This window comes from Calothrix sp. NIES-2098 (genome assembly GCF_963875125.1).
In the GTDB taxonomy this organism is placed as follows: domain Bacteria; phylum Cyanobacteriota; class Cyanobacteriia; order Cyanobacteriales; family Nostocaceae; genus Aulosira.
Window position 1 is genome coordinate 4,007,686 of sequence record NZ_CAWNKJ010000001.1, and the last position, 12,205, is coordinate 4,019,890.

At 38.4% G+C, this 12,205-nt stretch carries 7 protein-coding genes; 3 read left to right on the top strand and 4 right to left on the bottom strand.

Annotated features, from left to right (window positions below):
- Positions 1 to 125 precede the first annotated feature (125 nt).
- From AACU33_RS16810 to AACU33_RS16825, 4 genes are all read right to left on the bottom strand, one after another.
- Positions 126 to 1,424 (bottom strand): MFS transporter, encoded by a 1,299-nt coding sequence (locus AACU33_RS16810; protein WP_096589769.1) that lies wholly within the window; start codon positions 1,422 to 1,424, stop codon positions 126 to 128.
- 31 nt (positions 1,425 to 1,455) lie between these two features.
- Complete coding sequence (locus AACU33_RS16815) at positions 1,456 to 2,439, bottom strand: iron-siderophore ABC transporter substrate-binding protein (RefSeq protein ID WP_096589770.1); 984 nt, start codon at positions 2,437 to 2,439, stop codon at positions 1,456 to 1,458.
- Between the two features lie 12 nt (positions 2,440 to 2,451).
- The gene (locus AACU33_RS16820; RefSeq protein ID WP_096589771.1) at positions 2,452 to 3,408 is read right to left on the bottom strand and encodes a sucrase ferredoxin; all 957 of its coding nucleotides are present in this window, start codon (positions 3,406 to 3,408) and stop codon (positions 2,452 to 2,454) included.
- Between the two features lie 125 nt (positions 3,409 to 3,533).
- Positions 3,534 to 6,500, bottom strand: coding sequence for a TonB-dependent siderophore receptor (locus AACU33_RS16825; protein ID WP_339376080.1), 2,967 nt, complete (start codon positions 6,498 to 6,500; stop codon positions 3,534 to 3,536).
- Positions 6,501 to 7,061: 561 nt separating this feature from the next.
- Here AACU33_RS16825 and AACU33_RS16830 point away from each other — a divergent pair.
- The 3 genes from AACU33_RS16830 to AACU33_RS16840 are packed head-to-tail and all read left to right on the top strand — an operon-like array spanning position 7,062 to position 12,174.
- On the top strand, positions 7,062 to 10,508 hold the full coding sequence (locus tag AACU33_RS16830) for a condensation domain-containing protein (protein ID WP_096589772.1): 3,447 nt from the start codon (positions 7,062 to 7,064) through the stop codon (positions 10,506 to 10,508).
- 44 nt (positions 10,509 to 10,552) lie between these two features.
- Complete coding sequence (locus AACU33_RS16835) at positions 10,553 to 11,125, top strand: GNAT family N-acetyltransferase (RefSeq protein WP_096589773.1); 573 nt, start codon at positions 10,553 to 10,555, stop codon at positions 11,123 to 11,125.
- Positions 11,126 to 11,145: 20 nt separating this feature from the next.
- Positions 11,146 to 12,174: a TauD/TfdA family dioxygenase gene (locus AACU33_RS16840; RefSeq protein ID WP_096589774.1), complete on the top strand. Its 1,029-nt coding sequence runs from the start codon at positions 11,146 to 11,148 to the stop codon at positions 12,172 to 12,174.
- Positions 12,175 to 12,205 lie beyond the last annotated feature (31 nt).

Genomic DNA, 12,205 nt, shown 5'->3' on the forward strand with positions numbered 1-12,205 from the left:
AAATACAATTTTTAATAGTGTAATTTGAAAGTCGTTTTTCAAATTTGTTTTTAATTCAAAAAACTGAAAACTCTTTCCCGCCTACTTCCTTGCTTCTTAACGAAAGAGACGCGAGATTACGGTCTTTATTCTATACTGCGTAACAGACGGATATTAAATCCCAATACACCCACCAGCAACATGAATAAAGAACAGATAACATATAAAAGTGCCATACCAGCGCCTCGATCTGTGCCAAATATATTGCTAAAAAGCCATGCTAGCTGACCATTTGGTTTCATAGCTGGTTCAAAAACTCGATCGGCTAGAGGCCCGGCGATTAAATAGGCTATAGCTGAGAATAACTGTAAAAGTAGCGATCGCGTTGCAAAAACTCGCCCCTGTACATGAGTCGGAACCTTTGCTAACCAAATAGCATTTTCCGAACTCCCATTTAAAGGAAAATTCAGAGATGAGCAAAATTGAGCGCCAATCCACATAAAATTTGTATTTGCCAAGCCAAACAAAGTTTTACTCATACCTGCGCCGACAATACCCCAAAGAAAACCCTGAATCTGGCGCTTCGGCCCTCCCCACGTACTCATAGCCAACGCGCCGATTACACCACCTAAACCTGCGGCAGAAGATAAACTACCTAACAACAGAGTATCGTTGTGCGATCGCGACAATATCATCGGTGTGTACAGAGAACCACCCAGATCGTGAAAAAACCAAAATATGACTCCCGTAATTAATAAAGCTAACAGGCTTTTATGTACGTATATATAACGCCAACCAACAATTAATTGATGCCAAATATTTTTTATATTTTGGTTTTCTAATTCTGCCGATCTTGGTTGGGGAATTTTGACTAAAATTACACTAGTAACTGCACAGATAAAAGTCAGCATATCAATTAAGGAAATGCCAACTAAACCAATGATATGGTAAAGATAGGCTGCAAAAGCTGGAGCCAAAATTTGAGAACCGTAATGCGAGAAAAATTCTAAACTACTAGCGCGGGAATAATGTTTTTTAGGCACCATTAAACTCAAAGAAGCAGAGTAAGCTAGGGATTGTAATTCACTGAATGCTCGGTTAACGGCGCTAGTGATATAAAGATGCCAAATTTCTAAATTATGTGTTAAATAGAGGACAATAATAACAATAGTGGAAATTGCAGATACTGTGTCGCCCAAAACCATTAATAACTTCCGGTTATAACGGTCAACAATTATTCCACTCACAAGTGCGATCGCTATACTAGGCAACATCGAAAAGAAACTCAGCATTGTTAGTGAAGTAGCCCGATCTGTAAGTTCCCAGACCCAAATATTCACAGCAAAGCTGGTCATGCTGCTGCCCATAGCTGATACTAATTGTCCAATCCAAATAATAATAAAATTACGCAGATTGGTTGCTTCATTTTCAGTTTTTATGTGCATATACTCTTATTAGCACACCATGCTAATTTTTTCATGGAGCTTTTGCCAGGTATTTAAGTAAATCATCTAAAATAGCATTGGCGGAGAGAATATTGCCAAAAATCCAGTAACTAGAATCAACTAAATGAACTTGCTGATTTTGAACTACCTTAAGAGTCTGCCAAAGTTCCGAATTTTGATATTTTTGGAATAATTCTTTAGCTCCAGGGTCTACAGCTACAAATAAAATATCAGCATCCAGTAAATTTATGCTTTCTAAACTCAAAATAATCAAAGGTTCTTCCGGACTATTCACTAACCGACTTTGAGTAACTGGTATGGATAGCCCTATGTCCCCTAAAATACTCACAGGAAAAGAATATTGCGAACGAAACTCAGGAAGTAATACTTGTCCGTGAAAGCGGCTCACAGAAATTTTTATCTTTGCTATTTTCTCGCCTAATAAATCTTTTATTTCTTCAATTCGTCGATTGTATTGAGTTAATAATTGTTCTACCTTTTCAGTTTTACCTAGTACTGCCCCCATATTTCGTAAACAATCTTTCCACTTAACTTGAACATATTTCACCTCAACTGTCGGGGCAATTTGCGAAAATAATTTATAAGTTTCTGGCGTTAGCCCATATACACTGAGAATTAAATCTGGACGTAAATGTACAATTTTTTCTATATTTAACTCTCTCTCCTTACCTATATAAGTTATACCTGCCATTTTGTCGCCTAAAAAATTTGCTTTATTAGCTACAAAAGCTGATTCTGGTGCAGCTATTGGTTTAATTCCCAGTGCTAATGCAATTTCTAAAGCTAATTGCTCAGTCACAATTACCCTTTGGGGTTTTAGAGGCACACAACTCTCGCCTAATTCATGTTTAACTAAGCGACATTCAGCTACTGGTAACTTTGATTGAGCTTCACTTGTATTTTGATAAAAATTTTGATGGCAAGCAGCAATTAGCAATAAGGTGATAGCCATCAAAATACACAGTTTCAAATAATTAACATATCTTTTACTCATACGATATCGCTCTTAGTTATGCGTATATGCCAGCAAATTTTCTACATAAAATTGAGGAATAAATTCAAAAAGTTTACCCTCACAATCACTCAAATATAGCGTTTTATTGGCATCAACTAAAACATCAGCTTTCACACTACCAAATCTACCATCTGGCCTCATAAACTTTAACTCTATGCGAGTAAATTCTCCATTATCGCTTTTTTCAATGATTTGATAATCAACTTGATAACTTAACCATTGCCAACCATACATTAAAATCATTTCTCTTTCTAAAACCTGTGCAGCCTCAGGTAAAATTGCCCAACCGCGATAAATATGCTTCATAAATTCAATATTTTCCGTGCGCGTCAAAATTGAAGCGAATGATTCAGAATCTAACCAAGCATAGTATCTAGCTTCGGGAAAATCGATAGCAGTCGGTGCAAATCTATGACCACCAAAATGGCTAGATTGCCAAACTCTAACACTATCCATACCTAAATCTTGAACAATTTTTTTTGCCTGTCGATAAAAGGGATTACCAAACCTAGCACAGCATTTATCTTGGCTACCATGAGTACATATAAAAATGTCTCTTATGGTGGATTCTTGACTATATTTATCTAAATTGTTATCTGTTAGGCATTGTTTAATAATAGGTGCTACTTCAGTAATATCAGATAATGAAAATTCATATTGGCTATATCCTTGAGCAAAACCAATAGGTTTACGAAATATCAAAACTCTTGTAGTGTTTGGCTGCTGTAATTGCTCGTTATAAATTAATAAAAACTCTACAGTTAGATTGGAATCATTAAATTCGTCCACTAAGCTGCGCAGATTCTCAGGAACTTGTTTAGAATTGAATGCCTGTTTCCGCCAAGGAGTTGGACATTCAATCATCACGAAAAAATCAAAATTATAAGCATTTGCAATTGGATCTTCTCCGACATAACGAGACTCTAGGGCACAAAATGAATGTTTCATGATGAAATATCTAGGTAATTTTGTATGGATCTAATTTTTAATGTTAGATAAAGCTTTGCAATCAAATAAATTAAACAGCTATAGGCACAACATTGTTGTGCCCTGAAAATTGCTAGGTTCTAAAATTAAAACTCGAAAGAAATAGTTCCTAAAACGGTGAATGGTGCGGCTGGAACAATGTAGAAGTTTTGAGACTCGTAATATTTAGTATCAAATACGTTCTTAAAGTTGAGCGCTGCTCGCCAATTCTCCTTTTTATAGAAAATACTGGCATCTGTTCGCAAATAAGAAGGAATTTCGATATTATTTGGCAAATCGGATTCTCTCTCGCCAACATAAACTAGACCCAATCCTAGTCCTAAACCTTGTAAATTACCTTTTTGCAATTCGTAAGTAGTCCACAAACTAGCACTGTGGTAGGGTACGCCAACTAATCTATTATTGACTAATGAAGGGTTATTATCTTGGCTGACATAGGCATCTGTATAAGTATAGGTGCCAATTATTTTCCAGCCAGGAATAAGTTCTCCCACTATATCGAGTTCCACACCACTACTTTTTTGTTCGCCTGTTTGAATACTGAAATCAGGATCTATAGGGTCAGTAGTCAAAACGTTTTTCTTGGTGATATCAAAGTAAGCTAAAGTTGCTGACAAGCGATTGCCAAAAAATTCTTGTTTAATTCCAACTTCAAATTGTTCTGCTGTTTCTGGTTGAAATGCTTCGTTATTACGATTTCTCCCAAATATTTGCGGATTGAAGGAATTTGTCCAACTGGCATAAATTGAGGTGGAATCAGTAGGTTGATAAACTATCCCAACTCTTGGCGAAAATTCAAAATCTGAAGTTTCATTGTAGGTTGTGCCAGTTTCTAAATCTCTGTAAAAGGAATCAACCCAGTCAAAACGTCCCCCAGCTAACAATTTCAGATTAGGTGTAATTTCCACTAAATTTTGGAAATATAGGGCAATATTGTCTCCACCATACTCCTCAAAAAATGCTCGTGACACAGATTCTGGCTGCGCGCCATAAATCGGGTTAAAAATATCTAAATCGGAAATAGTTCCTCGATAAAAGTCGTATTGATAGCGGTAATTAGATAACTCCAAGCCTACAAGGATATTATGCCGAATCGAGCCTGTATTAAATTTGCCACTAATTTCATTTTGAAATGAAATGTTTTCCTGTTCATCATTACTCACTCGATATGTTCGGCTAACTGTTATACCATCATCATTGATCGAATTAGGTTGAACACCGCCTGCACTACCGCTAACATTAATAATGTTAAATCCTTGGCGGAATTTCCAGTCATTGTTGTGTCCAAATTTGCTTTCTAGAACGTAGGTAAAATTATTAGATGTAAATTCACCTCGATTGAGGTTAGGTTCGCCTAAAAAGCGGCTGATGGGGAGGTCGAAAACTACTCTATTATTATTTGGTAAACCTCGGTCAAAAGTGTAGTCATACTTTTGGTATTCATAACCCAAGCTAATATTTGTATTGTCTCCGGCTTTAAAGGTAATTATTGGGCCGATATAGGTACTTTCGTTATTTACAAAATCACGAAAACTGCCAGCGTTTTCATAAGCTGCATTCAAGCGGTAGAGAGCAGAGCGATTTTCTAGAAGCGGGCCAGTCAAATCAATTGATGTTCGATAAAAGTCGTAGCTGCCAATAGTGCCATTGATTTGATAGAAAGGGTCTAATAGCGGCTGTTTAGTAATGGTGTTGACCACACCACCAGGACTACTGGCGCTACCATACAGCACTGATGCTGGGCCTTTGAGGAATTCTACACGTTCGATGCTAGAAACATCACGCGGACTGATAAAGCCAGAATCTTTAAAGCCATCACGTAGGGTTTCAAAGCCTGTTGCAAAACCGCGAATGAAGTAACCTTGAGATGCAAGTCCACCATAGGTCTCTAGACTACGTACACCACTAACGTTGTCTGCTAGTTCGTTGAGTCTGACTACTTGGCGGTCTTGAATAACTTCTTTGGGTACTACCTGTACAGATGCAGGTATGTCGCGTAATGGCACATCTATTTTTGTGGCGGTTGATGACTCTTGCGCTCGATATCCATCTTGTTCGCCTGTGGCTGTTAACTCTATTGGTTCATCAGAGGCTGATGGTTGTTCTGGTTGGGTTGGTTGGGTTAGTGTTTGGGCTATACCAAAAATTAAACCTCGATCGCTATCAAATAACTCCACCTTGGGAATAGTATCTACTCCAATTACAGACACTCTAACAGTGTTGGCATCGAAGTTACTGACTGTGACTTCACTCACTCCTGCAATAGGTTGTGCTTGGCGGAATGTATTACCTGTGGATAGCCGCAGTTGAGCTGTTTGGATGTCGGCAATATAGGTGTTGTTTTCACTCTTAGGCGATACTTGCAATTTCTCACCATCAGGTGTTGCCAAGATGATTTCCAAACCGTTATTGGTAGGATTCAGTTGGATTGCTGTGACTTCTGTAATGGTTTGAGATGCTGATGGTGTTGGTTGTGGTGCTTGAGTGGCAGATGCAACTGGTGTGACTGCAAAAATTAAACCCTCATCACCATCAAATAACTCTGTGTTGGGTAAACCTCCCTCTCCGATTACTGTCAATCTCAGAGTATTGGTGTTAGTTTGAGTAACGCTAACAGATACAATGCCTGGTGATGGATTATTTTGGGTAAAGTTTCCACCTTCGGGTAGTGCTAGGACTGCATTGGGTATATCGGCTATAAAACTGTTGCCTTGATTATTGCTGACTGGTTTGAGTGCTTCTGCATTGGCAGTTTCTAAAATAACTTCAATACCTTTATCTGTAGAATTTATTTTCACGCCTGTAACTTTAGCAGCTACATCGCTGTTTTGTACGAGCAATTGTGCGGCGCTGGTAGAGTGAGATTTCTGCCTATCAATAGAAGATAGTTCTGTTGTTGGTGTGGCTGCATGGGCTGGTTGTACCAAGCTGCTAATTACCGCTAATGCTAATCCTACTGAACGTATCTCACTCATTAACCCAGACTTCATTCTTGTTGCTCCTTGGACTGAACCTGTATTTAACAGGCTTTGAAGTAAAAGCTCTAGCTGCATCTTGATACTTATCCTGACAACCAATTGAAAGCGTCACGTCTTAGATAAATGACGCGATATTTTTGCAATAAGACTTGACGCTATATCTAATAATTCTCAAAAGCTATCTGCTAATAATTTGCATTTAGCTTCACTACTATTAGGAGACATTATCATAAAGGGTCTGTGGGAGCAAGCATTTACAAAAACTTCGGATTTCTGAAATCTCAGTAGCGTGTTGCGAAAATTCCTGATATAGCAATGATTTCGGAGCAGCGCAATCATCATTTTCAAGTCATGATTTACTAACGCACGCATTGTCATCTATCTTGAGATATATTATATAGATAAATTACTTCTCAACTGAAAAGTGATAATAGCTATGGATTAATATTTGCTTGCTATCTTGTCAAACTTGCTTTAATCTATTGAAAGTAGTTGCAAATAAATTTCAATAGTGATTGAATAATAAAGAGAAACAGTAGACAAATAGAGCGCTGTTAACTGCTCTCATCCAAGTCGCAAAGGTGGCGACGGCTAAAGATTTCCGAATTATGTGTGCATTAAGGCTGTGAAAGGGCAATGACTCAATATGTCGAAGATTTAGAAAAAAAGGCCTGTAATTTTTCTACAGTCGTAGAGCTGCTGCGTTATAGGTCTATAGAGCAAGCAAATACTGTGGCTTTTACCTTTTTGCACGATGGTGAAGGGCAAGAGGCGACTCTTACTTACCAAGAGTTAGATCGACATAGTAGAGCGATCGCATCTCAATTACAAATCTTAGGCCTAAACGGTGAGCGTGCCTTACTTCTTTACCCGCCTGGCATAGATTACTTACCAGCCTTTTTTGGCTGTCTATATGCTGGAGTGGTAGCAGTACCAGCGTACCCACCACGCAACCAACGCAACACCCCTAGAATCTTAGCGATTTTGCAAGATGCACAAACAGCAGTCATTCTGACAACAACGGCTATCTTGTCGCAGTTGCAGTCTTTATTAGCTGATAAATTCGATCTAGATAGTATTCATTGGCTGACTACCAATAACCTCGCACCAGATATAGAAGAGGCTTGGCAAGAACCTGATATTAATAGAGAAACTCTGGCATTTTTACAGTATACTTCCGGTTCTACTGGTACACCCAAAGGTGTGATGCTTGCTCATAGCAACTTACTACATAATGCTGAGGTGACGCGCCAGTATATGGAACATACTTCTAATAGTAAGTTTGTGACTTGGCTGCCTGTATATCACGATATGGGATTGATTGGAGGTGTATTGCAACCTCTATATGGTGGTTTTCCTTGTATAATGATGCCGCCAGCAGCCTTTCTCCAACGTCCTTACCGATGGTTAGAGGCTATTTCCCGTTATCGAGGAACCACAAGCGGCGCTCCTAACTTTGCCTACGAACTTTGTATTGAAAAAATTACCCCCGAACAACGTTCAACTTTAGATTTAAGCAGTTGGACTGTGGCTTTTAATGGCGCAGAACCAATTCGCCACGAGACTTTAGAGAGATTTGCTCACAGATTTGCTGAATGTGGCTTTCGTCCAGAGGCTTTTTATCCTTGTTATGGAATGGCAGAGGCGACTCTGATGGTTTCTGGTAGCGTTAAGTCTGCATTAGCGGTATGCAAGAACATCAATAAAACCGCTTTAGAGAATAACTATATAATTGATGCGGGATTTGACGCAGATAACTCAACAAAATTAGTCAGCTGCGGTCGCAGCGTCCCACAACAGCAGATTGTCATTGTTAACTCAGAAACTTTAACTCGCTGTCAAGATAGAGAAGTAGGGGAAATTTGGGTATCTGGCACTAGCATTGGCAGAGGCTATTGGAATCGTCAAGAAGAGACAGAACAAACTTTTCAAGCCTTTTTGCAAGACACAAAAGCAGGGCCTTTTTTACGCACAGGTGACTTAGGCTTTGTGGATAATGGGGAAGTCTTTATTACAGGTAGAGCCAAAGATTTAATTATTATTCGCGGACGCAACCTTTACCCACAAGATATTGAACTGTGCGCCGAACACTCTCATCCGGCTTTACGTTTGGGTAGTAGTGCTGCATTTGCTATTGAGGTAAAGAACCAAGAGAAGTTGGTAGTGGTGCAAGAGTTGGAATTTCGCGCCAAACCAAATCTAGAAGAAGTTACGGCTGCTATTCGTCAGGCGGTGTCTCAAGAATTTGAGGTGCAGGTTTATGCAGTGGTGTTAATTAAACCTGGTACTATTCCCAAAACCTCTAGTGGGAAAATTCAACGTCGCGCCACGAAAGCAGAATTTTTAGCGGGTACTCTCAACGTTGTGCAAAGCAGTGTTTTGGATAGCGCTAATGTGAGTTTGTTAAAAGCACAACCAAAAAATATCACAACTTACCTGCGACAGTTAGTAGCGCAAGTCTTATCAGTACCCTTAGAGCAGGTAAATATTCAACAACCTCTGAGCAATTTGGGTATAGATTCCTTACAAGCATTTGATATCAAAAACTGCATTCAGCAAGAATTTGGAGTAGTGATTTCGGCTGTAGATTTGTTTGATGCTAGTATCGCTCAAATAATTGAGCAGGTTTTAGCTACAGAGACAACCCCTACGAGCCAGCAATTACAACCCGTATCGCGTAATGGTGAATTACCTTTGTGTTTAGCGCAAGAGCGTTTATGGTTTCTTGACAAGTTAGAACCGGGGAATCCTTTTTATAATGTTGCGATCGCGATTCAACTAACTGGTAAACTTAATCCAGCGATCCTCGAACAAAGTCTCAACGAAATCATCAAGCGGCATGAGAGCTTACGGACAAGCTTTCCGGCTATAGATGGCAGACCGATTCAAGTGATTCACGAGAGTCTAAAACTCAAATTAGCAGTATTGCAAAATTGCGATTCTGATATTCAAAATATAATTCTGCAAGAAACTCAGCAACCGTTTAACCTTTCTCAACTACCGCTATTAAGAGCAAAACTAATACATCAAAAAGAAGACGAGCATATTTTACTAATTAGCATCCATCATATCATTGCTGATGGGTGGTCGCTTGGGGTGCTAATTCAAGAACTAGCAACAATTTATGCCGCGTTTTCTATTGGTAAACCTTCCCCTTTAGCAGAACTGAGCATTCAATATGCAGATTATGCTTATTGGCAAAGAGAATGGTTAAAAACAGATGTTCTTCAACCTCAATTAGAGTATTGGAAACAACAACTTAGTAATAGTACACCTTTACTTCAACTTCCGACTGATAGACCTAGACCAGCAATTCAAAAATTCCAAGGTAAAAAAGAATTTTTCACTATTGCGGGAGATATTAAGCCAGCATTAAAACATTTAAACCAACAAGAAGGTGTAACTTTATTTATGACATTATTAGCAGTGTTTAAAACATTGCTTTACTGTTACACTAAACAAGCAGATATCTTAGTAGGTTCGCCCGTCGTCGGTCGTAACTGGCAAGAAACAGAAAACTTAATTGGCTTTTTTATTAATACTTTAGTCTTCCGTACAGACTTTAGTGATAATCCCAGTTTTCGAGAAATGTTGCAACGTTTACGTGCTTGTGCGTTAGATGCTTATGCACATCAAGATTTACCTTTTGAGAAACTGGTAGAAGAGTTACAACCAGAACGCAATCTGAGTTATAATCCTTTATTTCAAGTAATGTTTATTTTGCAAAATGCACCCATACCAGCGATAGAACTTACCGATTTGACGATGCATCCTCAAGAGGTGGATGTTGGAACTTCTAAGTTTGATTTGAAATTTAGTATTTGGGAAACCTCAGCAGGTTTTCAAGGCTCGATGGAGTATAAAACAGATTTGTTTAATGCTGCAACTATTACCAGCATGAATAATAATTTTGAAATCCTTCTGCGTCAGGTTGTAGAACAGCCTGAGACGAGAGTACAAGAACTAGCCCAAATTATTGCCCAAGCTGATAGAGAACAACGCATCATCCAAGAAGAAAAGCTAGAAAAAACTTCTGCTCAAAAGCTGAAATTAACCAAGCGAAAAGCCATCAATAAAGTGTAATTCAATGCTTGGCTTGTTATGCTTAGAATTAATCAGAGGCTATTATGCAAGTTATTTTAGAAACTGAAAGATTGATATTGCGTCAATTTACAGAAGCTGATGTTGACAATTTATTTGAATTAGACAGCGATCCTGAAGTTGTCAAATGGACAACAAATTTAGGGCAATCGACTCCATACTCGGTTGTAAAAACAGAAGTTTTACCTGAGATTATTCAGTATTATGGTAAATATAATAATTACGGTTATTGGGCAGCAATAGAAAAATCAAGTCAAGCGTTTATTGGCTGGTTTCTCCTTAGACATATTATTCACAACTCTGACTTCAATCCTCAAGTTGTTAATGCTGATGATATTGAGTTAGGGTATCGTCTAAAAAAAGCTGCTTGGGGTAATGGTTATGCTACTGAAGGGTCAAAAGCATTAATAAAAAAGGCTTTTTCTGAAGGAGTAGAACGTGTAGTTGCGGTTGCTTTTGCTGCAAATTTAGCATCAATTCGCGTTATGGAAAAAGCTGGGTTAACGATTCAAACGAAAGTAATTTATGAAGATAATAATCAAGAAGTTGTAATCTACAGTATTAATAAAAAATATTTACTACAAATAACAATTGAATAAAAATCTACGATTGTTAAGTAATGGAAGCTGTAAATGTGTCGAACAATTTAAGGTTGAAAAGACGGCAAGGTATCAATCTTGTAGCGGCAGAATTGGTAGAAATAAAGCCTCTGTTTGCCAATCGTACTTTACCCATGTTATGTCAACCAATTGTAGAAGGTGTCAATTTATCGACGTGGGCAGTTAATAATCAAGAATTAATTAATACAAATTTACTTTGGCATGGAGGTATACTATTTCGGAATTTTTCAGTTAAAGAAATTGCAGAATTTGAAAATTTTATCCAGGTTGTTTCCGGAGATTTATTAGAATACCGCGATCGCTCTTCTCCTCGGAGTGCAATTCAAGGTAAAATCTACACATCTACTGACTATCCGGCTGACCAAAGTATTTTTCTGCATAGTGAAAACTCCTACGCTGCTAGTTGGCCTTTAAAGATTTTCTTTCACTGCGTCACGCCAGCACAACAAAGTGGTGAAACTCCCATTGCAGATACGCGGAGATTATTCCAAAAGATTAACCCAAAAATTTGCGATCGCTTCATTGAAAAAGGCGTGATGTACATCCGTAACTTTGGTGATGGTTTTGGTTTACCTTGGCAAACCGTATTTCAAACCGAAAACCCAGCCGAAGTAGAAGAATTTTGCCATAGCAATAATATTGAATTTGAGTGGAAACCAGGAAATCGCTTGCGAACTCGTAGCACTAGACAAGCAGTGGCTACACATCCTAAAACTGGTGAAACTGTTTGGTTTAATCATGCAGCTTTCTTTCATGTCACTACTTTAGATACCAAAATTCGCACTGCATTGTTAGCAGAATTTTCAGAAGCAGATTTGCCACACAATACCTATTACGGTGATGCTTCGCCAATTGAAATTGAAGTTTTAGATGCAATTCGTAGCGTCTATCAACAAGAAACTGTAATTTTTCCTTGGCAAGCTGGAGATATTTTAATGCTCGATAATATGCTGACAGCGCACGGAAGACATCCATTTATCGGCAAGCGAAAAGTTGTAGTCGGAATGTCAGAAATCTTCAGCAATTAATAGAATTAGTATCTAGTACGGAGAATTATTC